Origin of the sequence: Vibrio sp. RC586 (genome assembly GCF_000176715.1) — a bacterium.
Taxonomy (GTDB): domain Bacteria; phylum Pseudomonadota; class Gammaproteobacteria; order Enterobacterales; family Vibrionaceae; genus Vibrio.
This window is the reverse complement of record NZ_ADBD01000014.1, coordinates 38,211-63,787: the sequence shown is the minus strand read 5'-3', so window position 1 is coordinate 63,787 and position 25,577 is coordinate 38,211. Positions and strand designations below refer to the sequence as shown.

25 protein-coding genes are annotated in these 25,577 nt (G+C 46.8%); 11 read left to right on the top strand and 14 right to left on the bottom strand.

Annotated features, from left to right (window positions below; all coding sequences use genetic code 11):
- Positions 1-10 precede the first annotated feature (10 nt).
- The 3 genes from dapF to lptM are packed head-to-tail and all read right to left on the bottom strand — an operon-like array spanning position 11 to position 2,255.
- Positions 11-841: a diaminopimelate epimerase gene (gene dapF / locus VOA_RS00850; protein WP_000545407.1), complete on the bottom strand. Its 831-nt coding sequence runs from the start codon at positions 839-841 to the stop codon at positions 11-13.
- A gap of 11 nt (positions 842-852) precedes the next feature.
- Entirely contained in the window at positions 853-2,106 is a 1,254-nt protein-coding gene (gene lysA / locus VOA_RS00855) for a diaminopimelate decarboxylase (RefSeq protein WP_000384385.1), read from the bottom strand.
- Between the two features lie 32 nt (positions 2,107-2,138).
- Positions 2,139-2,255 carry an LPS translocon maturation chaperone LptM gene (lptM, locus tag VOA_RS20540; protein WP_000726425.1) on the bottom strand — a complete coding sequence of 39 codons (117 nt, stop codon included), beginning with the start codon at positions 2,253-2,255 and terminating at the stop codon, positions 2,139-2,141.
- 75 nt (positions 2,256-2,330) lie between these two features.
- Here lptM and cyaY point away from each other — a divergent pair, with 75 nt between their 5' ends.
- The gene (gene cyaY / locus VOA_RS00860; RefSeq protein ID WP_001005954.1) at positions 2,331-2,645 is read left to right on the top strand and encodes an iron donor protein CyaY; all 315 of its coding nucleotides are present in this window, start codon (positions 2,331-2,333) and stop codon (positions 2,643-2,645) included.
- Between the two features lie 87 nt (positions 2,646-2,732).
- Here cyaY and VOA_RS00865 read toward each other — a convergent pair whose 3' ends face one another.
- Positions 2,733-5,264 carry a class I adenylate cyclase gene (locus VOA_RS00865; protein ID WP_001149672.1) on the bottom strand — a complete coding sequence of 844 codons (2,532 nt, stop codon included), beginning with the start codon at positions 5,262-5,264 and terminating at the stop codon, positions 2,733-2,735.
- A gap of 353 nt (positions 5,265-5,617) precedes the next feature.
- Between VOA_RS00865 and hemC the strand changes: the two genes are divergently transcribed.
- Genes hemC through VOA_RS00885 form a run of 4 tightly spaced genes read left to right on the top strand, consistent with a single transcriptional unit; the run spans position 5,618 to position 9,762 of the window.
- A complete protein-coding gene (gene hemC / locus VOA_RS00870; RefSeq protein WP_000141028.1) occupies positions 5,618-6,553 on the top strand; it encodes a hydroxymethylbilane synthase in 936 nt (311 codons plus the stop codon).
- Positions 6,554-6,612: 59 nt separating this feature from the next.
- Positions 6,613-7,341 (top strand): uroporphyrinogen-III synthase, encoded by a 729-nt coding sequence (locus tag VOA_RS00875; protein WP_000217489.1) that lies wholly within the window; start codon positions 6,613-6,615, stop codon positions 7,339-7,341.
- A 19-nt stretch (positions 7,342-7,360) separates the two neighbouring features.
- Entirely contained in the window at positions 7,361-8,569 is a 1,209-nt protein-coding gene (locus VOA_RS00880) for a uroporphyrinogen-III C-methyltransferase (RefSeq protein WP_000183819.1), read from the top strand.
- Positions 8,566-9,762 carry a heme biosynthesis protein HemY gene (locus VOA_RS00885; RefSeq protein ID WP_000620209.1) on the top strand — a complete coding sequence of 399 codons (1,197 nt, stop codon included), beginning with the start codon at positions 8,566-8,568 and terminating at the stop codon, positions 9,760-9,762. Before VOA_RS00880 ends, VOA_RS00885 begins: the two co-directional genes overlap by 4 nt.
- Before the next feature lie 64 nt (positions 9,763-9,826).
- Here VOA_RS00885 and hemN read toward each other — a convergent pair whose 3' ends face one another.
- The 5 genes from hemN to VOA_RS00910 form a co-directional block, all read right to left on the bottom strand.
- Positions 9,827-11,215, bottom strand: coding sequence for an oxygen-independent coproporphyrinogen III oxidase (gene hemN, locus VOA_RS00890; RefSeq protein WP_000100656.1), 1,389 nt, complete (start codon positions 11,213-11,215; stop codon positions 9,827-9,829).
- 138 nt (positions 11,216-11,353) lie between these two features.
- Positions 11,354-11,842, bottom strand: a complete 489-nt coding sequence (locus tag VOA_RS00895) for a DUF2489 domain-containing protein (RefSeq protein WP_001013979.1) — start codon at positions 11,840-11,842, stop codon at positions 11,354-11,356.
- A gap of 9 nt (positions 11,843-11,851) precedes the next feature.
- A complete protein-coding gene (yihI, locus tag VOA_RS00900) occupies positions 11,852-12,400 on the bottom strand; it encodes a Der GTPase-activating protein YihI (RefSeq protein WP_000091437.1) in 549 nt (182 codons plus the stop codon).
- A complete protein-coding gene (locus tag VOA_RS00905; protein WP_000555166.1) occupies positions 12,400-13,038 on the bottom strand; it encodes a class I SAM-dependent methyltransferase in 639 nt (212 codons plus the stop codon). Before VOA_RS00905 ends, yihI begins: the two co-directional genes overlap by 1 nt.
- A 202-nt stretch (positions 13,039-13,240) precedes the next feature.
- Positions 13,241-13,858 carry a c-type cytochrome gene (locus VOA_RS00910; RefSeq protein ID WP_000731848.1) on the bottom strand — a complete coding sequence of 206 codons (618 nt, stop codon included), beginning with the start codon at positions 13,856-13,858 and terminating at the stop codon, positions 13,241-13,243.
- Positions 13,859-14,009: 151 nt separating this feature from the next.
- Between VOA_RS00910 and yihA the strand changes: the two genes are divergently transcribed.
- Complete coding sequence (gene yihA, locus VOA_RS00915) at positions 14,010-14,672, top strand: ribosome biogenesis GTP-binding protein YihA/YsxC (RefSeq protein WP_000111638.1); 663 nt, start codon at positions 14,010-14,012, stop codon at positions 14,670-14,672.
- 480 nt (positions 14,673-15,152) lie between these two features.
- Here yihA and VOA_RS20535 read toward each other — a convergent pair whose 3' ends face one another.
- The 4 genes from VOA_RS20535 to hemB all read right to left on the bottom strand — a co-directional run bounded on the left by VOA_RS20535 (position 15,153) and on the right by hemB (position 20,560).
- Entirely contained in the window at positions 15,153-15,200 is a 48-nt protein-coding gene (locus VOA_RS20535) for a hypothetical protein (RefSeq protein ID WP_438356636.1), read from the bottom strand.
- Between the two features lie 193 nt (positions 15,201-15,393).
- The gene (polA, locus tag VOA_RS00920) at positions 15,394-18,210 is read right to left on the bottom strand and encodes a DNA polymerase I (protein ID WP_000101222.1); all 2,817 of its coding nucleotides are present in this window, start codon (positions 18,208-18,210) and stop codon (positions 15,394-15,396) included.
- 813 nt (positions 18,211-19,023) lie between these two features.
- Entirely contained in the window at positions 19,024-19,452 is a 429-nt protein-coding gene (locus VOA_RS00925; protein WP_000961019.1) for a GNAT family N-acetyltransferase, read from the bottom strand.
- A gap of 64 nt (positions 19,453-19,516) precedes the next feature.
- Positions 19,517-20,560: a porphobilinogen synthase gene (gene hemB / locus VOA_RS00930; protein ID WP_000116556.1), complete on the bottom strand. Its 1,044-nt coding sequence runs from the start codon at positions 20,558-20,560 to the stop codon at positions 19,517-19,519.
- 176 nt (positions 20,561-20,736) lie between these two features.
- Between hemB and VOA_RS00935 the strand changes: the two genes are divergently transcribed.
- From VOA_RS00935 to glpG, 3 genes are all read left to right on the top strand, one after another.
- Positions 20,737-21,504: a TatD family hydrolase gene (locus VOA_RS00935; RefSeq protein WP_000567372.1), complete on the top strand. Its 768-nt coding sequence runs from the start codon at positions 20,737-20,739 to the stop codon at positions 21,502-21,504.
- A gap of 742 nt (positions 21,505-22,246) precedes the next feature.
- Positions 22,247-22,567: a thiosulfate sulfurtransferase GlpE gene (gene glpE / locus VOA_RS00940; protein ID WP_000371952.1), complete on the top strand. Its 321-nt coding sequence runs from the start codon at positions 22,247-22,249 to the stop codon at positions 22,565-22,567.
- A gap of 6 nt (positions 22,568-22,573) precedes the next feature.
- Positions 22,574-23,407, top strand: a complete 834-nt coding sequence (gene glpG / locus VOA_RS00945; RefSeq protein ID WP_000550463.1) for a rhomboid family intramembrane serine protease GlpG — start codon at positions 22,574-22,576, stop codon at positions 23,405-23,407.
- A gap of 76 nt (positions 23,408-23,483) precedes the next feature.
- Here glpG and VOA_RS00950 read toward each other — a convergent pair whose 3' ends face one another.
- A complete protein-coding gene (locus VOA_RS00950; protein ID WP_009356185.1) occupies positions 23,484-23,894 on the bottom strand; it encodes a flagellar basal body-associated protein FliL in 411 nt (136 codons plus the stop codon).
- Positions 23,895-24,097: 203 nt separating this feature from the next.
- On the opposite strand from VOA_RS00950, the gene VOA_RS00960 reads away from it, so the two are divergent.
- Together VOA_RS00960 and ubiA are read left to right on the top strand one after the other, a co-directional pair.
- Positions 24,098-24,637, top strand: coding sequence for a chorismate lyase (locus VOA_RS00960; protein WP_001072884.1), 540 nt, complete (start codon positions 24,098-24,100; stop codon positions 24,635-24,637).
- Positions 24,638-25,492, top strand: a complete 855-nt coding sequence (ubiA, locus tag VOA_RS00965) for a 4-hydroxybenzoate octaprenyltransferase (protein ID WP_000127682.1) — start codon at positions 24,638-24,640, stop codon at positions 25,490-25,492.
- Positions 25,493-25,577 lie beyond the last annotated feature (85 nt).

The following is a 25,577-nucleotide window of genomic DNA, read 5'->3' as shown; positions in this document are numbered from 1 at the left end:
TGAACCTCAATTAGCAAGAGATTTGGCCATCGTAGATGTGTGTGGCAGGTCCTGTCATGTAAAGCGGTTTACCTGGGCCTTTCCAACTGATTTCCAGTTCACCACCGGGTAAATGTACGCGGACTTGCTCATCCAGTAACCCTTGCAGAATTCCGACCGCAACCGCGCCGCAAGCACCGCTGCCACAGGCTTGGGTTTCACCTGCACCACGTTCATAGACGCGCAGATTGATCTCTTCACGGCTCACCACCTGCATAAAGCCGGCATTCACACGTTCAGGGAAGCGTTCGTGAGATTCCAGAAGCGGTCCCAAGGTTTCTACTGCTGCGGTGCGAATGTCATCCACCACAGTCACCACATGCGGATTGCCCATACTCACCGCACCACAAAACAGGGTGTGTTCACCGACACGCAAGATATAGGTTTTTTCACTCTGCTTGGCACGAAATGGGATTTTACTCGGTTCAAATTCCGGCACCCCCATGTTCACTGTGATCAGATCTTCCTCTTCTACGTTGAGCACCATCTTGCCTTTTTTGGTGCTGACACTGATGCTGTACTTGTTGGTTAACCCTTTCATGCGTACAAAACGGGCAAAACAGCGCGCACCGTTGCCGCACTGCTCCACTTCGCTGCCATCCGCATTAAAAATTCGGTAATGGAAATCGGATTCAGGATCGTAAGGTGCTTCAACCACCAACAGCTGATCAAAGCCCACTCCAGTATGACGATCCGCCAAACGACGGATCAATTCTGGAGAGAAGAAGACGTTTTGGGTAACGCAGTCAACGACCATAAAGTCGTTACCCAAGCCGTGCATTTTAGAAAAATGGAAATGCATAAAAGATAACTTTACTCCGGTAAAACCGATTCCAACGCCCACAGGCTGCTTAAGGTTTCACGCTGGCGAACCAAATGGGCTTTAATGCCATCAACCATCACTTCAGCCACACGCGGACGGGAATTGTAATTAGAGGACATAGTAAAACCATACGCACCAGAAGAACGGACTGCGAGCAGATCCCCCTCCTCAAGCACTAAGTCGCGATCTTTACCTAAGAAATCACTGGTTTCACACACTGGACCAACCAAATCATAGGTTTGCGCTTCACCTTGGCGTGGGCGTAGCGGAATGATGTCTTGCCATGCTTGATACAACGCAGGGCGGATCAAATCATTCATCGCCGCATCAATAATCGCGAAGTTCTTGTGTTCCGTATGTTTGAGAAACTCAACCTTAGTCACCAACACACCCGCGTTAGCTGCAATCGCGCGTCCCGGTTCAAAAATCAGTTCCAAATCACGGTGACGCTCAAGGCGATCCAATAAAGCTTTCGCATATTCAGAAGGCTGTGGGGGTAATTCATCACGGTAAACTACGCCTAAACCGCCACCAACGTCCAAGTGACGAATATGAATGCCTTCCGTTTTGAGCGAATCAATCAGCGCCAACAAACGGTCAGTTGCATCAATAAACGGAGCCAGCGCGGTGAGTTGCGAGCCGATATGGCAGTCAATGCCGTGCACATCAAGATTCTGCAAGCTGTGCGCGAGGCGATACACTTCTGCCGCGCGGTCAAACGTGATGCCGAATTTGTTATCACGCAAACCAGTGGAAATGTAAGGGTGCGTTTTGGCATCCACATCTGGGTTGATGCGCAGTGAAATCGGCGCTTTGACACCCAATTCTGCCGCGACTTTATTCAAGCGATGCAGTTCTGGTTCTGACTCCACGTTAAAGCATTTGATCTTCAATTGCAGCGCACGTTTCATCTCGGCTTCGGTTTTACCTACGCCAGAAAACACCACTTTGCTCGGATCACCGCCCGCCGCCAGTACACGTTCCAATTCACCGACCGAAACGATATCAAACCCAGAACCTAAGCGAGCTAAAGTATTCAATACACCAAGGTTAGAGTTGGCTTTCACGGCATAACAAATCAGGTGCGGGTAATCCCCGACTGACTTATCAAACGCATGCCAATGGCGCTCAAGCGTGGCTCTTGAGTATACATAAAGCGGAGTGCCGTACTGGTTTACCAGATCGGCGAGTGGAACTTGCTCGGCCCATAGCTGGCCATCATCCTGATAATTGAAGTAATCCAAAATGCTTTCCCTTTTGTTCTTAGTCGCGTGATTTACTGACTTTGCTCGCTTTGTTTTGCGTCATCAGGCATATAAAGTGGCCCAGTTTGCCCACATCCCGCCAGTGCGAGCATGGACAACAAAAACAGTGCTGTGAATTTCTTTTTCATTTTGCATATCGTGCTTATTGAATCAATGCCCCCTATAATCGCACCACGATTAGGAAAAGCAATAGGATAGATAGGATGAACGAAACTGAATTTCATCAACTCGTCGACAGCCAACTAGAGCGTATAGAAGCGGCGATTGATGAGGCCGGTGCCGATATCGACTACGAGACCTCAGGCAATGTAATGACATTGGAGTTTGATGACCGTAGCCAAATCATCATTAACCGCCAAGAACCGATGCGTGAAATCTGGTTAGCATCAAAATCCGGCGGCTACCATTTCAAGTGGATTGATGGCGAGTGGATCTGCTCCAAAACCGGACTTGAACTGCTCACCTTGCTGAAACAAGAGTGTGATAAACACGCCGATGAGCCGATTGATTGGGCTTAAGTTGGCGCACTTGTCATGCAATAAAAAAGAGCACATCAGTGCTCTTTTTTATTGGGCATTGTACAGCAAACCTGAAGCTTCGCTGATTTAGGCATTCACCACTTGCGAAGGCTTGGAATACACGGCGCTGTCGTTACGATACGGCACCACGTAAGTCTCACCCTCTTCAGGATGAATAATTTGGTAATACTGCGGCAGGTTAAAGTTGATGCTTTTCGTAGCAAGCTTATTGCTATCATCCAGTATCGAAGTGTAGAAGCTGTTGACGCTGGCAATCATCTCATCTTTTTCACCGTTAAACTGGTGATACACTTCAACGCGGTTGGCTTCATCCAGCACATAGATGTTGAAACCTTTTTCGGTATCTTCAAAGAAGAACTGCACCAAACCTTCGCTGGCAAAACTATCCACCACTGCAGGCAAAGGATAATCCTGATCGCGATCGAGCATCAGCAAAGGGGAACCTTTCAGCTTATTGGTCGAAATGCTGCGATAAAAATCGACCGAGTTTTCCAATTTTTGAACCGAAACACCACGGCGTTCGAAGAACAACCCATACATTTGATCACCCATACGCAGCGCTTTAAAACGGCGACGCTTCTCTTGCTCCATCGGCTTGAGACGTAAATCAATGCACTCGGCCAGCAGTTGATAGACCAAGTTACGCATCACACCACGCAAGTTTTTGCTGTAGCAGAACACGTCTACTGATTCCGGAGGCAACGCGTCCTGATGCATTTTTCCGAGCACAGTTTTCAAGGCATCCAGCATGGCAGTTTGGCCTTCAAAATGCAGGGTACGCACTTCCTGCCACGAGTTGCGATACACTAAATCGACACTGCCGACTAAACATTTTTGTTCTGCGCCGAAGCTGAAAATATCAATGTTTTTCAGATCAGCCTTCAGCGCTTTACCACTGAGTTCACTGGTTGGGTCATGTTCAAAGTTAATGAACATAGCGAGTTGGCTAATTTCACAAGGATTAGCCAGTGCTTGCATGGTTGGACGACGCTTGCGCAATGAGAAGGTGTTACGCAGATCACTCACCATCTGATAGAACTTGTCGATATCCAACTGAGCTTCACGCACCACGGCTTGCAAACGCGTGGATTCGGTGATCAGGCCATTAAAAAACGCCCAAGCCACCAACTTACTCAAGTATTCGTTGTGCTCAAGGTATGGTTGACCAATCAAGCGCGGAGCTTGTAGTGGTTGTTTATACAAATACCAACCTGGCTTATTGGTGCGACCAGCACAAACCTCAATAAAACTTAAATCTGGCTCATGCAAATCAGGCGAAATTTGCGGGTTCAACAAAGTGACTTTACCCGGCAACACTTCAAATGCAGCATAGAGCTTACGGGCCAGAATCGAGATATCTTGCGGGCTGATAGCCGAAGTGATGTCATTGCGGCGTGCAAACTGAATCAGGTTACGGTAACTGAGCATGAGTGCATCGAGCAGTGCATGGTGCACCACTTTCACCTGTTCCACTTTCCAGTGGCGACGGTTATCCAGCTCAGCAATCAAGTCCGCGCCCCATTGCCACTCACTGGTCAGCTCACGCAAAGCTTCGCGACGCCAAGGCATCGAACCAATCCCCGGATCACGAGACAGTTTTTCATGGGTTTTGAGATAGAAACAGCGACGCACCAACTCTAAGCGAGTCGTGTCACCAATGCGTTCTAAATAACGGGTCACTTTTTCGAGCATGAGATAGTAGGAATCCATCCCATACAAGTCTGGCTCATCGGCAAAGAAACGGCGTTTACTATCAATACTTAATAGTTGAGTGTGTGGGTACTCCCACGAATAGGCTTCAAGCAGGATCGCCTTCAATACCGACTTATAAGGCGAGTCGATACTTTTATACAGCTGCCACAAGTTCGCACCGAAATATTCTTCAGCAGGAATGCGGTTCAACTTACCAAAATCGATCCATTCGTTGCAGTTCAAATAGCCATTTGAACAGAGCTCGTGAACATATTCGTCGTAGCACTCTTCCATTTCTGGCGGCACAATTTGCCACAGCAGTCGCTTACCTGCTAGGCGCACCGCAGAGCGATAAAACTCATCCAACAACAATAAATGCTGTGATGAACCACAGTTTTCACCGGTTAACGCTTCGGAATGGTTATGGCGGAAACGCTCTTCATTCATGATGAAGAAATTGGCTTCCACACCCTGACTTTTCGCCCAATCGGTGATCAGCAGACATTTATTGGAGAGATTCTCACGCGCTTCACAACTCATGGAGGCAGACACGCACACCCAAATATCCAGATCACTGGACGTGCTTTGACCAATCGATGAGGTACTCCCCATCGTATATAAGCCAAGAATCGCCGGATTCGCTGATTGAGTTAACGATACACCGATGGTTAATTGAGCATCATCGATAAATTGCTGCTGAATGTCATTGGCTTCAAAGAGATGGATGCCGAAAGGCGTATCGACAGAAAAATAACCGGGGAGCTGGGGATGATTAAATTGGAACAGAGTAGGAATTAAATGGAAAACGCGTTGGCTTTGCAAATCCATAAGAGCCAGCGCACGCTCAATGCGTTGCCGGTTTAACTTATCAAGTCTATGGATTAAGGTTTGAGTATAAGCCTGCAAGGTTGCTTCCCTGAATAACAGATACAAGCCGCTTTTTGGTTATGTTTTACGCGACCATGCCAACAAAACGTGATCAATTTAACACTTCTTAACCATTTGGTAAAGCGCTCTTGGAAGCACATCACACCAAGTCGGCACTTATCCGCAAACGATAACTTAAATGATTACAGTGTTGTTGCTAAATTGTACTTTGTAATCATAGACCAATGCATAAATGAGAACACAGTCACACTATTCCATCCTGATGTAGCATTACTTCCTGCAAAATCATCCCGAATCGAACTTGTTGTAAGCATTTTTATCCCCAAGTGATAGGATTAAGCGACTTTAGACAGATGGATAGGAACATCATAATGACCGAGACGCCAATTCGCATTGCAACCCGCCAGAGTCCACTGGCTTTATGGCAAGCTAACTATGTTAAGGATGCCTTAATGGCCGCCCACCCAGGCTTGCAAGTGGAGTTGGTCACTATGGTGACGCGTGGTGATGTGATTTTGGATACCCCACTCGCCAAAGTGGGCGGCAAAGGCCTATTCGTCAAGGAGCTGGAAGTCGCCATGCTCGAAGGTCGTGCCGATTTGGCCGTACATTCCATGAAAGATGTTCCGGTCGATTTTCCACAAGGCCTTGGTTTAGTCACCATCTGCGAGCGTGAAGATCCTCGCGATGCGTTTGTTTCTAATACCTACGTCAAGATTGATGATCTCCCTTCAGGCGCAGTTGTCGGCACTTGCAGCCTGCGTCGCCAATGCCAATTAAAAGCAGCGCGTCCTGATCTGGTCATCAAAGAGTTGCGCGGCAATGTGGGTACCAGATTAAGCAAACTGGATGCTGGCGAATACGATGCGATCATTTTGGCTGCCGCCGGCCTGAAACGACTGGGGCTTGAGAGCCGCATTCGTAACTTCATCGAACCAGAGCAATCTCTTCCCGCGGTTGGTCAAGGTGCGGTTGGCATTGAGTGCCGTTTGGATGACCAACGAGTGCGTGAGCTGCTTGCTCCCCTCAACCATACTGACACTGCGGATCGCGTGCGCTGTGAGCGCGCGATGAACCTGACTCTGCAAGGTGGCTGTCAGGTGCCGATTGGCAGTTATGCACTACTTGATGGTGATGATATTTGGCTGCGTGCACTGGTGGGTGAACCCGATGGTTCGCAAATCGTTCATGGCGAAATCCGTGGCCCTCGTTCTGAAGCAGAACAACTCGGTATTACACTGGCAGAACAGCTGCTTGAGCAAGGCGCGAAAGAAATTCTGGAACGCCTCTATTGTGAACACGAATAACGGCGAGCCTGAATAAGCCGCAAGATGGTTCATCACATCTGTAACCGATGGAGGGTGCTATGACAGTACTGGTCACTCGTCCCGATGCACAAGGTATTGAACTGTGCCAACTTCTTCATCAGCAGGGCATCACTGCCCTGCATCATCCTCTGATCACTATCTCTGCCAGTCCTCAACTCCCTGAGCTGGCAGAAGATTTAGCTTCATTCGACATCATCATCGCCGTCAGCCAGCATGCTGTGACTTTCAGTGACCAATTTCTGCAACATCGCCGAATTTGTTGGCCAAATAGCGCTATTTACCTTGCCGTTGGTCAAAAAACCGCGCATGTTTTCAGCAAAGCCTGCCAACAATCAGTAGACTATCCAGAAATTAGCGATAGTGAACACCTGTTGGCACTAGAGGCATTACGCCATGTAGCAGGTAAGAAAATATTGATATTACGGGGCAATGGTGGCCGTGAGCTGATTTATTCCACCTTAGTGGAAAGAGGCGCAACGGTACGCTATCAAGAAGCGTATTGCCGAAGTGAGCTGCCTTTTTCTGCCACTGAGTGTGTTCCACAATGGCAACACGCCGGGGTCAGCTCACTGGTGATCACCAGCAGCGAACAGTTGGCTTTTTTCGTTAGCCAGTTAAATGGCCGCAATTTGGAATGGGTACAGCACCTCACTCTGCTGGTTCCTAGCCAACGCATCGCCGAACTCGCCCATAACCTAGGATTTCATCGGATTGTGACTACGCCAAGTGCAGCCAATCGCGATTTAGTGGTGGCATTAATGCCCTAACCAACAGGAACTCTGAGCAATGACCAACAACAATAAACCGCAACAAGAACCTGAAACTGCAACCAAAACCAGCGTGCCCTCGCCCACTGTTACTTCATCTATCGAGCACGAATCAAAAGTCGATGCCTCCGTTCAACCAGAACCAGCGGCAGCTAAAGTTTCTAACGAGCCTCAACCGCAAGCTCCAGTTCAAAATCCAAATAATCAGGGCAAAAAACTGGCTAGTGTCGCCTTGCTACTGGTTTTAGCACTCGGTGCTGGTTTTGCTTATGTTCATCAGCAACAGAAAGCCCAATTTACTGCACAACTACAAGCGGTACGTGCCGAACTGAATCAAACCCGCGAAGCACTCAACGAACAGCTTAAGCAAACCGTGGCCAGCGCCACCTCGCAAGCCACAGAAATTACTCATCGAGCAGAAACAGTACTGGAACAACAGCAAAAAAGTATTGAGAGTTTGCAGCTCGCGGTTGCTGACATTAAAGGTCGCCGCCCGAATGATTGGCTCCTCGCGGAAGCTGATTATTTGGTGAAGCTCGCAGGACGTAAACTGTTCCTCGAACACGATGTAGAAACCGCAACCCAATTGATGGAAAGTGCCGATCAGCGCATTGCTGCGCTCAACGACCCCAGTCTAACGCCACTGCGTAAAGCCATGGCGAATGACATTACGACGCTTAAAAATATCCCACTGGTTGATCGTGATGGTTTAGTGCTGCGTCTAATCAGTTTGCAGCAACAAGTCGACAGCTTACCGCTGGCCAATGCGATCTTGCCAGAAGATCAACCGCAGGAAACCCAAGCGGTATCCGAGAATATTAATGATTGGCAAACCAACTTGAAAAACTCACTCAACGCCTTTGTCGATAACTTCATCACCTTCCGTTCTCGTGACGGGAATGTGATTCCTCTGCTCTCCCCAACTCAGCATTTTTATTTGAAAGAGAACCTGCAAGCCAAATTAGAAACGGCGATCAAAGGGGTGTACACCGAACAACAGACCCTTTATGTCACTTCACTGACTACCGCTGAACAGTGGTCTGCCTCTTTCTTCAATGCTGGAGACAAAGCCGTACAAACCTTTAATGCAGAGCTAGCTCAACTCGCCAAACAGCAAGTACAGGTCAAATATCCGGTGAAACTGCAAACACAGCAGCAGTTAGCCGATGTAATCACCGAGCGTTTGCGCCGTAGTGTCACCCCTATCACCGCGGAGGCTAAGCAATGATTCGACTGATTTTCTTATTTGTCGTCCTCGGCCTTGGCCTGTTTGTAGGTACTCAATATGCAGGCCAACAAGGTTATGTGCTGATCTCAATTGCCAATCGCACTATCGAAATGAGCGTGACTACGCTGGTGATCTTTATCATCGCCGCTTTAGCCGCGCTGTTCGCACTTGAATTTTTGGTGAAAAAAATTCTCTATACCAGTTTTCATACATGGAACTGGTTCAGTGTGCGTAAGCTACGCCGCTCACGCCGCTATACCAATGAAGGAATCATCAAACTGCTTGAAGGTGATTGGAAACAAGCCGAGAAAAAAGTGACTCGCTGGGCAAACCATCACGATATGCCGCTGCTCTGTTATCTCGTCGCATCGGAAGCTGCGAATGGAATGGGTGATCGAGCTAAGCGCGATCACTACTTAGCGTTGGCGGCGAAGCAGGACAACGCCACTTTAGCGGTTGAACTGACTCGCGCGAAACAGCAACTGAGCGATGGCGATAATGAAGCCGCATTGAGCACCTTAACTCAACTGCAAAACAGCTATCCACACAATACTGTGGTATTGAACCTGCTTAAACAGTGCTACCAAGCCTTAGGCCAATGGCAGCCGCTCTTGGAACTGCTTCCCAAACTGGTGAAGGCCAAACGTTTGACCAATGAAGAAGCTCAGCAGCTTGAACTCACCGCCCAGCGTGGCATTTTACAAAGCATTGCTAGCCAAAAAGGCAGTGAAGGATTGGTTCAGCACTGGGCACAAATGTCGCGTAAGTTAAAAGCCGAGCCTGAACTGTTGATGTGTTTCATCACTCAGCTCATTCAACGCAAAGCCGATTATGAAGCGTTTTCGGTGATCAAAGAGAGTTTGAAGAAACAGCCGACCGCTGAGCTTTATGCCCTACTGCCAGAGCTCAATATCACTGATCGCCATCCACTGATCGCTTTACTGGAAGAGGCACTGCGCCGCGATAGTCATAATGCGGAAGCACACAGCGCACTAGGCCAACTTTATCTGCGCGAAAAACATTGGGCCGATGCACAGAAGCATCTCGAAAAAGCGCTGTCGCTACGTTCAAGTGTCTCAGACTATGCTTATCTAGCGGATGCATTAGAAAAGCAAAACTTCACGCGTGCGGCGCATGATGTCTCTCGTAAGGCACTCTCTTTGCTGGAGTCCCCTTCCGTTCAGTCATCCTGATATGGCGTAGCATAAGAAACAACAAGGCCACCGCATGCGGTGGCCTTGTTGTTTGAATGCAGTCTTAAATGACTCGTGAAAACTGCTGCTGACGTGCCCGCTCACGCAGGTATTTATCAAAACACATACAGATGTTGCGAATTAACAAACGACCACGCAGAGTCACTTCAATCATTTTTTCATCCACCGTCACCAACTCGTCGTCAATAAAGGTTTGTAGCAGAGCTAAATCCTGACGGAAGTAGTGATTGAAACGCAGATTGAACTCGCGCTCAATCTCGGTTTTATCAAGCTTGAAGTTACAAATAAGCTGCTTAATCACTTCACGGCGCAGCAAATCATCTTTATCGAGCGCCACACCTTTCCACAGTGCATGACGCATCTCATTGACTTGTGCATAGTATTTTTTCAGCTCTTTCTGGTTTTGCGCGTACGCATCGCCCACCATAGAAATCGCGGAAACCCCAAAGCCAACTAAGTCACACTCACCTTGGGTGGTGTAGCCTTGGAAGTTACGATGCAAAATACCGTTACGTTGAGCAACAGCCAACTCATCATCCGGCAAGGCAAAGTGATCCATACCGATGAACTGATAACCCGCGCCAGTCAGAGTGGCAATCGTCTGCTGTAAAATCGCCAGTTTTTCTTCTGCGGCAGGTAAATCCGCATCTTTAATTTTGCGCTGTGCCGCGAACAGTTGTGGCATGTGCGCGTAGTTAAACACCGACAAACGCCCCGGCTGCATAGTCAGCACTTGTTGCAAAGTCTGAGCAAAAGTTTCCGCGGTTTGTTTAGGTAAGCCGTAAATCAGATCGAGGTTGGTCGAACGGAAACCAAGCTGTTTTGCACGCTCAACCAAAGCAAAAATAAACTGCTCATCCTGTTCACGATTAACCAGCTTCTGCACTTCTTTATTGAAATCCTGCACACCAATGCTGACTCGGTTAAAGCCTTCTTGGCGCAAGTGATCAAGCACCTCTAACTGAATTTCACGCGGATCGATTTCAATACTGATCTCAGCATCATCAGCAAAGTCGAATTCACTGCGTAGCAGCGTCATCAAACGGCTGATCTGTGCATTGGTCAAGAAAGTTGGAGTGCCACCGCCAAAGTGCAGCTGAGTAACATTTCTCCCCGTCAGCAATGATGCGCGTTGGCGAATTTCATGCTCAAGCACATCAAGGTATTCATCCGCTTTGTGCGAATGACGAGTAATGACCTTGTTACAGCCACAGTAGTAGCAAAGCTTATGGCAAAACGGGATATGGATATAAAGCGACAGAGGCCGCTCTGGGTACTGAGTACAAGCCATATCAAAGTCAGCGATAGTAAAGGCTTCATGAAACTCAACCGCAGTCGGGTATGAAGTGTAACGCGGACCGGAGTAGTTGTACTTATCCAGAATGGCCTGATCCCATACGATCTGTTGGCTGGGTACGACATACGACGACATAGTGAATCTTTCCGTTTTGCTCAATTCTTGACAGGCTATTCTGCCACACGACATTGACAGGCGTCGGGCAGCAGAACAGGATTTGGCAACAAAATATTCGATTCTGCTAGCGTGATCACTCCCCCTTTCGGGTTAGTTTCACACCATCTGAATCGCGATTTGGTTATTCAGCGGCTGGATGCGCTGTTTGAGTGCAGTGAGCTCTTCAACGATTGCCTCTTGCAGACGACTTTCTGCTTTAGTGCGTTCCAGATTCTGCTTCATTCGCTCTTGCTTTGGTAATTCTTGGCGCGCATCACCGCGCGCCATGTCTTTCACCAGATGATACAGTTCAGAGATTGCGGGATACTCTTGTTCAAAATTGACGCGCTGTTCACCCTGCACATAATCCATAATGCAATAAACACGGATACTGATTTCCGACAGATCGCACTGCCCTTGAATACCCGCCATGCAAAGGATATTAACGCTATCAAAGATGTTCGCATTACGCTTTTCAATCGCTAACTGTTGATGTTGCAACTGCAGCGCTTGCTGTTTTTTCACTTGCCACAACAAATAAGCAGCGTAACTGGCGAGCGCCACGATAATGGCACCACCCACGCTGGCGAGTAGCATCCCGTTCATCACTGCTCCTTAATCTTGGTACTTATCGACATCCAGCTGTTCAAACTCAGAGAGCAAATCGTCTTCTGTTTTGCGCTTTTTGCTCGGTTTAGCTTGTGGTGCAGGCTCTTCCACTGGCTCATCGTCCAACAGACCCAGTTGATCCATCAGCATTTCGATGCGATCTAATTTCTCATCAACGTATTTCTGCAAGCCAATACCTAGCTTCTCACCGTTGTCGAGTCGGTCGAGCAACACATTCAGTTGTGCATCTTTTTCCAGCATCGCCAGCTCTTGCTCAGCCGCCAGTTTACGCTCTTGTTTATTGAGCTTCTTCGGCGCTTCAACAATCAATGGAATTGGCTTTTTGCTGCCCAAACGTGGATCACGCTTCTGCGTCCCTTGGCGCACTTGGTTTTCAGTGCTTTCTGAATGACGGCTACCTGACTTTAAGCCTTTGCGCTTTTTCAGTTTTTTACGCAGACGGCTTTCCACTTCGGATTCGCTGCGCGTACGTACCACGACCAGTTGGTCGTTACTGTTGGTACCCGGTTTTCTCGATTTCTTTGAGCGACTCATTACTGGGGTTTCCTCAGTAAAATTACATCATTACCAATAAATTCAAGTTCGAGCTTATCCCGCTCAGCCAGATACTGAAACGTGGCACGACTGAAAAAGATCACATGGGTGAGATCATTTTTGTAGTGCCAACCAGCAAATGCGTCCAAGTCTTTGACCATTTTTGTCATCAGACCAATCCAGCCGCCTGGCTTAACTAAATTTAACCATTGCTGCCACACTCGGTGAGGATCATGTAGATGCTCAATCACCTCGGTCGCAGTCATAAAATCGTATTGGCGGTTCAACACCTCAGTATCCGGATGATAGAAGATATCGTACAACGCCACGGAGTGTCCCGCTTCTTCTAACATCAGCGATAAAGTGGGGCCTGGCCCACAGCCAAAATCTAACCCTTGAGATTGGGGAGGCAGCCTCTCAAGCATAGGCGAACAGACTCGTGATAAAAAGCGTCGATAGCCTTCATCACTAGGAATGTTCTGATGCAAGTCATAGAAGCCTTTTTCTCGCTCCGCACTTAAGCGCTGTTCTGGATCGACATACACCAGCGCACACTGCTGACATTGAAAATAGCGACGATGCTTATCTACAAAATACGCTTGGCTGTTTTCACTGTGACATAACGGGCACGAATGCATGCTGACCTCCTCCAACGGGATGCGCAACATACCAGAAACTCCCCTTAGAGTGGAGTGTAAAAGGCGATTTTCTCATCAACCTAAACAAAAAACGCAAAATCACATGAAGTAAGGGGGAGAGATAAGATTCTCAGCGCCAGAAAAGCAACAGCCCTAGTAAGGTCACTAGGGCTGTTTGGTATTTTTTGCTCGTATTGCCGAATTAGTGCAAGCCACCTACGTATTTCGATAGGATATCAATATCCGTATCCGTCAGCTTATGCGCCACATCACGCATCATCTCGTTCATATCGTTAGCACGTGTCCCTGAACGGAATTTTTCTAGCTGTGCTTTAATATAGTCGGCATGCTGCCCTGAAATTTTCGGGAAGCCAGATGACTCAGTACCATCACCACGAGGACCGTGACACGCAATACACGCCGTCAAACCACGCGATGCATCTCCAGCGCTGTAGAGCACTTTACCTTGTGCAACGACATCTTCTGGTGTGGTGTTTGCAGAGGTTGGCATGGAGGCAAAGTAAGCCGCCAAATCTGCGATATCTTCATCGCTCAGAGGCATTGCCATTGCACTCATCACCGGATCGTAACGACCTTGTTTTCCACCGCTAGCAGCACCCAGTTTCAGTTCCTTGAGTTGCTTTTCAAGGTACTTCTCATGTTGCCCTGCCAGTTTAGGGTAAATAGTTAATTGGCTGTTACCGTCTGCACCGTGGCAGGCAGCACAGGTTAAAGATTTGGCTTTACCAGCTTCGATACTACCTTGGGCCCATACAGAGCAGCTGGCTAAAACACTCAAGATTAGCGCTAATTTCTTCATGACATTCCATTTATAATTATCAAGCTTCCAGTACCACTCTGGGGTACCACTCATGGTACAATAGGCGACCTTATGCCGAGCACGGTTATTTTACACAATTTCACAAAAAAGTAATCAATCGACTACACAAAGTCGAGATGGAGTTAACACAGTGAGCGTAAAAATTCATTACCAGAACACGCATTTCATTACCAGTGCGCCTGATATTCGCCATCTTCCTGAAGATGAAGGTATCGAAATTGCGTTCGCAGGACGCTCTAACGCTGGTAAGTCAAGTTCCCTTAATCGCCTGACCAACCAGAAAAACCTGGCCAAAACCAGTAAGACTCCGGGTCGTACTCAGTTGATTAACCTTTTTAAAGTAGCAGAGGGTTGCCATATCGTCGATTTACCGGGATATGGCTTTGCTCAAGTACCACTAGAGATGAAACTAAAGTGGCAAAGAGCGCTCGGTGAATACCTACAAAGACGTCAGTGCTTAAAAGGTTTAGTGGTGCTGATGGATATTCGCCACCCGATGAAAGATCTCGATCAGCAACTGATTATCTGGGCTGTCGAGTGTGGCATCCCAGTACAAGTGATGCTCACCAAAGCGGATAAACTGAAAAGTGGTGCTCGCAAAGCGCAAGTTTTGAAAGTGCGTGAAGACGCTAAACAGTTTGGCGGCGATGTCGCGGTAGATGCATTTTCGTCACTAAGCGGAATTGGTGTCGATACGCTGCGCGCGAAGTTGGATGAGTGGTATGCCCCAATGTTGGCAGCGCTTGCAGAGCAAGCAGAGGGAGAGCAACCCGAAGAGTCTGCTGGCCAATAATCTCAGCATTTTGCCATGATGACCTCGCATTAGCGGGGTTTTTATTGTGACTAAGTTGAGACCAATTAAGAGCTGAAGAGAAAAAACAAAATCCCCACCATCCTGGTGGGGCAACGGGAGAGAAAACAGTTGTTATTGTTATGTCGTTAAGCATTCAGCAAAGACGCCTAAATATCAAGCCAGCACAAAACACTCATCAAACCGCCCATCCACAGCGATCTTTCCTTATATCTCAATAAGTAATGTTTGTTTATTTCGATAGAATCGTCATTCGATAAGACTTACTTTCTATCTAGAAATAATAAAAGTGTGAATGGTGCTTAATTACAGAATGCAATGCCTTTTGTAACTCAATCTGAGCTAAGTTACAGCATTAAGCGAGGTTAAGTAGAAATAAAAAGAAAGGCCAAAATAGGCTAGAACACTTGAATTACGCCCAATAAAAAACGCCCCAGTCAAATGGTGACTGGGGCGGCTGAATCAGCCTAATCCAATAACGTGAAACAAAAGGTCTGAAAGATAGAACATCTTACCTCTGTACCCTACGAGCGTTAATGTACAACAATTGGTCAGAATTGAAAATATTTTTTGTAGTTTTTTTTCATTGATTTTTAGGTTAACAACATAACTGTCTGAGCTTGGTAAACTTTTTTTAGCCATAAAAAAAGCCAGCGAACGTGCGCCGGCTCATATTCCTGAGGAATTTCGCTGAAAAAATCAACTAATGGGCCTGATCCCAGTTATCTCCGTGTCCAGCCTCAGCAACCAGTGGTACAGCAAGCTCTGCTGCTGATTCCATCAGCTGTTGTACTTTACTTTCAATTTCGGATAAAGATGACTCTTCAACTTCAAAGACCAGTTCATCGTGTACTTGCATCAGCAATTTGACACGACCATCACCCTCTCGCTGAATCCACTCATCGACCAGCAGCATCGCTTTTTTGATGATGTCTGCCGCAGTGCCTTGCATTGGCGCGTTAATCGCGGCTCGCTCTGCCGCTTTTCGACGCATCCCATTACGCGAAGTAATTTCAGGCAGGTGTAAGCGACGACCAAAAATGGTTTCAACATAACCCAATTCCGCAGCGCGACTGCGCGTGTCTTCCATGTACTGCATCACACCTGGATAACGCTCGAAGTATTTATCCATATACTCTTGCGCTTCACCGCGTGGAATACCGAGCTGTTTTGCCAAACCAAACGCACTCATGCCGTAGATCAAGCCAAAGTTAACAGCTTTGGCGCGACGCCGCTGCTCACTGCTGACTTGCTCTATCGGCACACCAATGATTTCAGCCGCCGTGGCAGCATGAATATCTTTCCCTTCACGGAAGGCATCGAGTAATGCCTGATCACCCGACAGATGCGCCATGATGCGCAGCTCAATTTGTGAGTAGTCGACGGCCATGATTTTCCAACCATGCGGTGCAACGAACGCTTGGCGAATGCGACGTCCTTCTTCATTACGCACAGGGATGTTTTGTAGGTTTGGATCCGTCGATGAAAGACGCCCCGTAGCCGTGACAGCTTGATGGTAGGAAGTATGCACACGCCCTGTATTGGGGTTAATCATTTTGGGCAGCTTATCGGTATAGGTCGATTTGAGTTTAGCCAGACCACGATACTCAATCAGCACTTTCGGCAGTGGGTAATCCAAGGCCAGCTCTTGCAACACTTCTTCATTAGTTGAAGGAGTACCTGATGGCGTTTTTTGCAAGACAGGCAGCTTCATTTGCTCAAACAAAATGGTTTGCAGTTGCTTCGGTGAGCTGAGGTTGAATGGCTGGCCAGCCAGTTCATACGCCTTTTTTTCCAACTCATCGAGACGCAACGCAATTTCCTGTGATTGAGCACTGAGCAGCATGTCGTTGATCATAACACCTGTGCGTTCAATGCGTGACAGCACAGGAACGAGCGGCATTTCAATTTCACGATACACTTGTTCAAGCTTGCTGTCTTGTTCAATCAGCGGGCTGATGCGCTGATGTAAACGCAAAGTTACATCCGCATCTTCTGCGGCGTACTGAGCGGCTTCTTGCAGATCAATTTGGTTAAAAGTGAGCTGATTTTTGCCTTTACCGGCGATTTGCTCAAAGGAGATGCAACTGTGCTGCAGGAAACGCAGCGCTAAGCTATCCATATCATGTTTGCCGCCTACGCTGTTATATACGTAGGATTGCAACATGGTGTCATGGCGAATACCGCGCAACTCAACGCCGTAGCGCGCTATCACGCTCGCATCGTATTTGAGGTTCTGGCCGACTTTGGCTTTGCTTTCATCTTCAAGCAGAGGTTTAAGCTGGGCGATCACCCACTCGCGATCCAACTGCTGCGGCGCATCCAGATAATCGTGCGCCACAGGAATATAAGCCGCTTCACCTTCCGCTACAGCACACGACACCCCAACCAAGTTTGCAACCATGTAATCGAGGCTGTCGGTTTCGGTATCAAAGGCAAACAGTTCAGCTTGCTGTAATTTTTCCAACCACAGATTGAAATCTTGCTCGTTAAGGATTGTTTGATACTGGCTGCGATCGATCTGCACTGCTGGGCTTGCAGGAATCGCTGCGCCATGACTAGCCGCATTGTTTGCGGTGTTTGACGCAGTCACTGAAGAGACTTTCGCTTGCTCGTCAGCAGTCACAATTCCAGTACCACCATCGAGTAATTCTGTCAGCCAAGATTTGAACGCTAACTTCCCGTACCATGTCATCAGTGCATCACGATCGGGAGTCTGCTTAAGCAGTGTTTGTGGTGACTCTTCCAACTCCACATCGCATTTAATCGTAGCGAGTTGGTAAGAAAGATTGGCATTGTCACGGTTCTCTTCCAGCTTTTGCGCCATGGTTTTTGAACCACGGAAACCTAAAGCAGCGATTTTATCTAAATTGGCGTATAGATCTTCCAAACCACCAATACCTTGCAGGAGTGCTGTCGCGGTTTTCTCACCCACACCCGGTACGCCCGGAATGTTATCCACTTTATCGCCCATCAAGGCAAGGTAGTCGATGATCAACTCAGGTGGAATACCGAACTTTTCAATCACACCTTCGCGATCCAGCACCACATTGGTCATGGTATTAATCAGGGTAATGTTCTCATCCACCAACTGGGCCATGTCTTTATCGCCGGTACTGATCAAAACGGGCATACCCGCTTGTGAGGCTTGACGCGCCAATGTTCCAATCACGTCATCCGCTTCAACACCCTCAATCGCCAGCAAGGGTAATCCCATCGCGCGGATCACTTGATGCAGTGGCTCAACCTGACAGCGTAGATCATCAGGCATTGGCGGACGATTCGCCTTGTATTGGTCGTACATCTCATCCCGGAAGGTTTTTCCCTTCGCATCAAAAATTACTGCGATACGATCGGAAGCAAACTGACGCATCATGCTGCGCACCATATTCACCACACCATAAATGGCGTTTGTCGGGATCTCACCATTACTCATGGTGCCCGGGTAAGCGTGAAATGCACGATAAAGATAAGAAGAGCCGTCGATCAGAATCAGCGGATTGTCAGGTATACGAGCCATAAGAGGGTTATCCAAACGAGAGTAAATGAGCCTAGGATGCCACGACTACTGCTTGGATTCTACGTTGTTACTGGTTTTGCTCGATTCGGGGGATATCCTAGCGGCCTGTGCACAGCGCCAATCTGTGGATAAGTTTGTTTATAGTTTTTTTTACGCAGCTTTAAACCTCATAAAAACACAATCAAATTGCTACGTAACATAATGTTTTTAAATGACAAAAAAATGGATCTCAATGGCGTAAAATGATCTTTTCCAGATCATCAATTGTGGAAAAGACACTCGCTGCCCTTTTGCTCAGTCTCTTCTCTTCGTGCTCACTACGGTGGATGATTACTCACCAAACGAACACTTGTTCACTGGATGACGAAGTAAAATATGAAGATAGTGGATAACTAATACATCACGAGGTATACCCAAATGCTTGGAATTATAGATAGACGCCAAGTAGTGACTCCTATGTGTGCCGATAGGTAATGTGATTGGGATGAGCAAATGCAGTCAACAACATAGAGCATCAAATAGAAAGGGATAAAAAGAAAAAGCGACACCCGAAGATGTCGCCTAGCAAACAAGGTAAAAGCCAATTGATTGATTCGCTTTACCAAAAAGCTAAAAAATTACACTGGAAGCAATGTGAGCAATGTCGTGTCAAAAAGAACCTGTTCAAGTTCGTTCGTTAAATCACCATAAATCCATACTAAGATAGGGTCATCTAACGTCCTGTGAACTTTCGTTTGCTCCCTAAGACACGCCTAATAATAATAGTTCTCATTTAATAGTCAAGAATTAAATGAGAAGAAATCTCATTTATTTTTAGAGTTCTTTACTAAAATGGATCCTGCTTTCTATGATTGGATCTTTTTTCTCATAATTTTCAATAAAATAGCCATTTTTTATTAATAAACGCAACATGTCTGGAAACTGATTTCGGGATTTAACTTTAATGCGTTTATATCCCCGCTCTAACACCCATGCCTCCTGCACTTCGAGCAAGTGTTGCGCCACACCATGACCTCGAGCGGCCGGAGCGACACCACCAAACCAACTATAAAATGTTTCAGAATCAAGCTTATAACCGATTTTAAAACCGAGCAGCTCACCATTGTTTTCTGCGACAAGTACCAAATTAGGCTTATTTTCCAGCCTCGCTTGTAGACTCTGCTCATTTTCCGATTTAGCAAATTCGCTTATTTGCGCCACAATTTGCGTAACTTCGTTCAAAGACCCTTCACGAACCAACATGATTTTCTCCCAACAAAAAGGCCGACTTACGTCAGCCTTCATCTTTTATATCACGGAAAGTAGATTATTTTTTGGCAAGGAATTGCGCCGCTTTCGCATTGTCTTCCGCTAACCACTGAGCAACGTCTTTAGCAAAATAGGTCAAAATACCATCTGCACCAGCACGTTTGAAGCAGAGTAAGGATTCCAACACCGTTTCGCGCTCTTTAAGCCAGCCATTCATAATTGCGGCTTTGTGCATCGCATACTCACCAGAGACTTGGTAAGCAAAAGTTGGGACTTGCAGTTCGGTTTTGACTCGGCACACAACATCCAGATAAGGCATGCCGGGTTTCACCATCACCATATCCGCACCTTCATTGATGTCCATTGCCACTTCGTGCAAGGCTTCATCCGAATTGGCCGGATCCATCTGGTAATTTTTCTTGTTGCCACCTTTTAAATTCGCGGATGACCCTACTGCATCACGAAATGGACCATAGTAATTTGAGGCATATTTGGCGGAGTAAGCCATGATCTGGGTATGAATGTATCCAGCCTCTTCCAGCGCCTGACGAATACGGCCAATACGACCATCCATCATATCGGAAGGTGCAACGACATCCGCTCCAGCTTCAGCATGAGACAGAGCTTGCTTGATCAACACTTCGGTGGTTTCGTCATTTAGAACATAACCTTGATCATCAATGATGCCGTCTTGACCATGGGTGGTAAATGGATCAAGTGCCACATCGGTGATCACACCCATTTGGGGCACATGCTCTTTTAAAGCACGCACAGCACGCTGGACCAATCCTTCCGGATTATAGGCTTCCGTTGCACACAAGCTTTTGGCATCTTGGTTCACGACCGGAAATAGAGCAATCGCCGGCACACCAAGATTGGCTAGGTATTGTGCTTCTTCTAGCATTAAATCGATCGACAAGCGTTCGACACCAGGCATGGAGTCCACTTTCTCACGGCGATCTTTACCCATCAAAATGAACATGGGGTAAATCAGATCGCTCACCGACAACTGGTTTTCTGCCACAAGACGACGACTGAAATCATGTTTGCGCAGACGGCGCAAACGACGTCCGGGAAATTGACCTTGAATGGATACCGACACACGACTCTCCTTCTTATGTTATCAGTGCCTAAACAATCAGGCGCTGAGGGAAGTGTTGGGCAAAATCATATCACTCTCGGCTCGGCATGCTAGCGGCAAAGTAGGAAAAAGCCAAAAATGACCTCGTGCTCACACTCACGTATACTCGCTACAAACCTAATGCTAGAGATAATTTCATGATAGATACCCATGCCCATGTTTATGCCAGTGAATTTGACCATGACCGCGATGAAGTGATTGCTCGAGCCAGACAAGCGGGTATTGAAAAAATCCTGATGCCGAATATCGACCTTAATTCGATTGAGCCAATGCTAGCAACAGAAAAGGCTTACCCCGATTTTTGTCATTCAATGATGGGCTTACACCCTTGTTATGTCGATGCCAATGTGAAGCAAACCTTGACCACGATTTACGATTGGTTTTCTCGTCACTCTTTTATCGCCGTGGGCGAAATCGGTATCGATCTGTATTGGGATAAAACCTTTAAAGCTGAACAAGAAATGGCGTTTTTAACCCAACTCAACTGGACAAAAGAACTGGATTTACCCGTGGTCATTCACACCAGAGATTCGCTCAACGAGACATTAGCATTACTCAAGCAAGCCCAAGATGGCAGCTTATACGGTGTTTTTCACTGCTTTGGCGGCACGCTCGATGAGGCCAAAGCGATCAATGATCTCGGCTTTCATCTTGGGCTGGGTGGTGTGAGCACATTTAAAAATAGCGGAATGGATCAGGTGATCCCAGAGCTCGATCTTAATTACGTCATTTTAGAAACGGACTGCCCTTATTTAGCGCCAGTCCCACATCGTGGAAAACGCAATGAGCCTCAGTTTACCAGTCTCATTTGCGAGAAAATTTCTCAGCTTCATTCACTCACTTTCGGCGAGGTTAGCACCATCACCACAAGTAACGCTAACTCACTGTTTAAACTATACAAATAATAGTTTTATTAATTTAATTTCATATCACACAATTGAACTAAGATCACTTTTTAAGCAGTGCGTCAAATGTAATATCCGTAACAATTTTTCATAGTTAACTTATACATTATGCTCAATTGTACTCATACGAATCATTTACAACGGAAACGACGCACTCTTTGGCAAAAATTGCTTGGTATTAAAGAAGTTTATCTGTGCAAGGAATGTGGGCAGATCATCAAGATCAAATAGTCACCGTCTCAGCGTATATCACTGGTGCGAATGCACCACCTCATCTCTCCAGATACGATGCAGATAACAAATAGCTTGCAGATGCAGGCTATTTTTTGTGTCAACTTAGGGATTCACAGCCAAACCACCTTACCCGTCTGTATTCACCCCATATATCTTTGATTCATCTTCTCCCTTTGAGGATCGAAGAGTGGATCGCGTTGCGTAAACAATCTGTGGATAACTCTGTGAGAAAGTTTATTTATCCCCATCATCAAACCGCCATTTTCAAGGCTTTCTCGATATACTTCTATTGGGGATACTTTTAAAATTACCCACAACAAAATCAGGATCATCGCTACATATTGTGGATCGATTTTTTTAAAACCACTTTATCAACGCAATTCACAGGATTACCCACAAGCGCTGTCATTTTAATCACAAGTGGATAACCCTACGGTTCTTCGGTACTTGTCTAAACTTGAATAGGTTACACTTTACACTGTCTTGCATGCCAAATGAGAGCGAACCTATGGACCAATTTTCACACATCGATGTTAATGCTGCACAACGCCTGATGGAGCAAAAACAAGCTCGTTTAGTCGACATTCGCGACCCACAATCCTTTCAAGTTGCCCATGCCCGAGAGGCGTTTCATCTCACTAATCAATCTATGACGCAATTTATGGAACAGGTCGATTTCGATAACCCCGTTTTAGTGATGTGTTACCACGGGATCAGCAGCCAAGGTGCGGCCCAATATCTGGTTAACCAAGGATTTGAAGAGGTGTATAGTGTGGATGGCGGCTTTGACGCTTGGCAACGTGCCAACCTTCCCATTGAAGCGAGTTAATTATTGATGCACTTACTGACCACTTTAAACAATCCGCGAGCAGCTCAAGCTTTTATTGATTACATGGCCGCTCATCAGATCGAAATTAAAATGATGCCGGATGCCAGTGGTCAGTTCACTCTTTGGGTAATGAATGATCAACATATCGATATTGCACAAGTTGAGCTGCAGGCGTTTTTACAAAACCCTTATGATCAAAAGTATCAAGCTGCATCATGGGAAGTCGCCGATCAAAAACGGCCCCAATTTCATTACGCCTCCCCCAACTTACTCAGCCTCATCAAAGCCAAAGCGGGTGCCTTTACACTGCTGATCATGGCGCTATGTATTGCCATTTTCGCTCTACAGACCTTTGGCGCTGGTGAAGCCATTTTTGCTACCTTGCACTTTCCCGCTCAGGCTAGTGAGCAGTGGCAAATTTGGCGCTGGGTAAGCCATGCTTTACTGCATTTTTCAGTCATGCACATTGCTTTTAACTTACTCTGGTGGTGGCAGTTTGGTGGTGACATTGAACAACGTCTCGGCACTGTAAAATTGGTAAAACTATTCATTATTTCAGCCATCGTCTCCGGTGCGGGACAATACTGGGTGGAAGGCGCAAATTTTGGGGGCCTATCTGGCGTGGTTTACGCTTTAGCAGGATATTTGTGGATTCTTGGCCAACGCTCGCCACAACTCGGGCTGTCGCTCCCGAGATCATTAATGGGTTTTATGCTGATTTGGTTGGCGCTGGGTTATGTTCAACCGTTTATGGCGATTGCCAACACCGCACATTTAGCGGGCTTAATCAGTGGCATCGTTCTAGCTTGGATGGATAGCAAGCGCTACCAGCAGGCGTAATGGCAGTCTTTGGCGTGAAAGTAAAAAAGCGGCTTAAGCCGCTTTTTCATGATTAATCTTGGATGAAAATCCAAAATTATTGGTAGATATACTTAGTAAACAGTAAATCTGCGATCACAGTACGGCCGACTTCAGGCAACAAAATATTGTTGAGGCGATTAACCAGTGACTTACGCAAATCTTCACGTCCCGCTAAAGATTTGATGGTGTCTTCAGTTTGCTTACCCAGCAGTTCTACTACAGCATCACGGATCAAAGGTTGATGCTGTTCCACCACTGGCAAATCTGCCGCATTCGCCACCATAATATCGATGCGTACTTGGATATAACCCAGTTTGTTACCTTTGGTAAAAAAATTGGTCGTGAGATCAGGCTCTAAAGTGAAATAAGCTAGCTGAGGCGCAGCCGGTGGATCTTCGGCATGGCTGGCAAAAGACAGCATTAAGCTCAAAACGAGCATTATTTGTATGACATAACGTTTTAGCATATTTCTATCTGCTCTTTATTCTGTTCGCAATACTCGAACCGCCGGAGTCTTGTTACAATAGAGCATCCATTTGGTAAATAAAATGCTTTCCGCGTTCGAACTCTTGGGTTTGGAATCAAAATCTGAGCTTTATTGTATACCTAAACTACGTGGTATTGCAGGTAGCGAGGGTAATCGGGTAAAGCGTCAAATTGAATAATAGTATGAATCAATTAACTTCGCTCTATTTAGCCGTTCTTAATCAGGTAACTTGGCAACAGCCTGATGATATTGAGTTTCCTGCCCCTTTAGCCCAGCGCTGGCTGCTTGAACAAGGCTCACTATCACGTTTAATGGCAACCCATTGTGAACAACTTACGGTCGATCTCCTGAGCAACCAAATGATGCCAACCGACTCGCTAAACCAGGATGAATTACAATTACTTCAACCAGAGGAGTATCTTCTACGCCAAGTGGTCATTCGTGGAGACCAACAACCTTGGGTATTCGGCCACACCTTAATTCCTCGCTCATCCATGCAGCAACAACAATACGATTTGACGCAACAAGGGCAAATTCCACTAGGACTCACCGTCTTTAGTGCGGATAATGTCAAGCGAGATGCACTGCAAGTAGGTTGGGTAGAAACAGAATTGGGACGACTACTCGCTCGTCGGTCTCGATTATGGATGAATCATAAACCCATGTTGGTCACTGAGCTGTTTCTCGCCACATCCCCGATTTACTCTAAGGAGAGAGTGTAAATGACCGCTGTAAAAGCACGTGCTTACTGGCAACTGATGCGCATGGATCGCCCAATTGGCTCCCTACTTTTACTTTGGCCTACTCTGTGGGCGCTGCTTTTAGCCGCTCAAGGCTTGCCGGATGTCCGCGTATTCGTTGTGTTTGTGCTAGGCGTATTCTTGATGCGCTCCGCCGGTTGTGTCATCAACGATTTTGCTGATCGCCATGTCGATGGCCATGTGAAACGCACCAGCCAACGCCCACTACCTGCCGGGTTAGTTTCCGCAAAAGAAGCCTTACGGCTGTTTGTCATCCTTGCAGTCACGGCTTTCTTGCTCGTGTTAACTATGAATACCCTTACTATCCAGCTTTCTTTCGTTGGTATTTTATTAGCCTTTATCTACCCGTTTATGAAGCGCTTTACCCACCTACCTCAATTGGTGTTGGGGTTGGCGTTTAGTTGGTCGATTCCTATGGCTTGGGCCGCTCAAGCGGATACGTTGCCTCCACAAGTCTGGGTACTGTTTTTAATTAATGCTCTGTGGACAGTGGCTTACGATACCCAATATGCGATGGTTGATCGAGATGATGATGTGAATATTGGCATTAAATCCACCGCCATCTTATTTGGTCGTTGGGATAAGCGCATCATAGGTCTGCTGCAGTTGGCCACCTTGGGGTTACTGGTCGCTTTAGGTCAAGGTTTAGAACTTAGCGCAAGCTACTACTGGAGTCTGTTAGTCGCAGCCGGACTGTTTGCCTATCAGCAACATCTGATCCGTTATCGTGAGCGTATGCCTTGTTTTCAGGCGTTTCTGAATAACAACTATGTCGGCATGGCGATCACTGCCGGCATACTCTTCAGTGTCTGGTAACCATTCAGAATGAAGACAAAAAGAAAAGGCATCCATGGGATGCCTTTTTCATTTAGTTCTATTTACTGGAGAGTTCTCGCTACGC

Excerpts from the sequence above, each read along its gene's own strand:
- dapF (WP_000545407.1), bottom strand. The coding sequence starts at position 841 with ATGCATTTCCATTTTTCTAAAATGCACGGCTTGGGTAACGACTTTATG.
- lptM (WP_000726425.1), bottom strand. The coding sequence starts at position 2,255 with ATGAAAAAGAAATTCACAGCACTGTTTTTGTTGTCCATGCTCGCACTG.
- cyaY (WP_001005954.1), top strand. The coding sequence starts at position 2,331 with ATGAACGAAACTGAATTTCATCAACTCGTCGACAGCCAACTAGAGCGT.
- hemC (WP_000141028.1), top strand. The coding sequence starts at position 5,618 with ATGACCGAGACGCCAATTCGCATTGCAACCCGCCAGAGTCCACTGGCT.
- VOA_RS00875 (WP_000217489.1), top strand. The coding sequence starts at position 6,613 with ATGACAGTACTGGTCACTCGTCCCGATGCACAAGGTATTGAACTGTGC.
- VOA_RS00880 (WP_000183819.1), top strand. The coding sequence starts at position 7,361 with ATGACCAACAACAATAAACCGCAACAAGAACCTGAAACTGCAACCAAA.
- VOA_RS00885 (WP_000620209.1), top strand. The coding sequence starts at position 8,566 with ATGATTCGACTGATTTTCTTATTTGTCGTCCTCGGCCTTGGCCTGTTT.
- hemN (WP_000100656.1), bottom strand. The coding sequence starts at position 11,215 with ATGTCGTCGTATGTCGTACCCAGCCAACAGATCGTATGGGATCAGGCC.
- VOA_RS00895 (WP_001013979.1), bottom strand. The coding sequence starts at position 11,842 with ATGAACGGGATGCTACTCGCCAGCGTGGGTGGTGCCATTATCGTGGCG.
- yihI (WP_000091437.1), bottom strand. The coding sequence starts at position 12,400 with ATGAGTCGCTCAAAGAAATCGAGAAAACCGGGTACCAACAGTAACGAC.
- VOA_RS00905 (WP_000555166.1), bottom strand. The coding sequence starts at position 13,038 with ATGCATTCGTGCCCGTTATGTCACAGTGAAAACAGCCAAGCGTATTTT.
- VOA_RS00910 (WP_000731848.1), bottom strand. The coding sequence starts at position 13,858 with ATGAAGAAATTAGCGCTAATCTTGAGTGTTTTAGCCAGCTGCTCTGTA.
- polA (WP_000101222.1), bottom strand. The coding sequence starts at position 18,210 with ATGGCTCGTATACCTGACAATCCGCTGATTCTGATCGACGGCTCTTCT.
- VOA_RS00925 (WP_000961019.1), bottom strand. The coding sequence starts at position 19,452 with ATGTTGGTTCGTGAAGGGTCTTTGAACGAAGTTACGCAAATTGTGGCG.
- VOA_RS00935 (WP_000567372.1), top strand. The coding sequence starts at position 20,737 with ATGATAGATACCCATGCCCATGTTTATGCCAGTGAATTTGACCATGAC.
- glpE (WP_000371952.1), top strand. The coding sequence starts at position 22,247 with ATGGACCAATTTTCACACATCGATGTTAATGCTGCACAACGCCTGATG.
- glpG (WP_000550463.1), top strand. The coding sequence starts at position 22,574 with ATGCACTTACTGACCACTTTAAACAATCCGCGAGCAGCTCAAGCTTTT.
- VOA_RS00950 (WP_009356185.1), bottom strand. The coding sequence starts at position 23,894 with ATGCTAAAACGTTATGTCATACAAATAATGCTCGTTTTGAGCTTAATG.
- VOA_RS00960 (WP_001072884.1), top strand. The coding sequence starts at position 24,098 with ATGAATCAATTAACTTCGCTCTATTTAGCCGTTCTTAATCAGGTAACT.
- ubiA (WP_000127682.1), top strand. The coding sequence starts at position 24,638 with ATGACCGCTGTAAAAGCACGTGCTTACTGGCAACTGATGCGCATGGAT.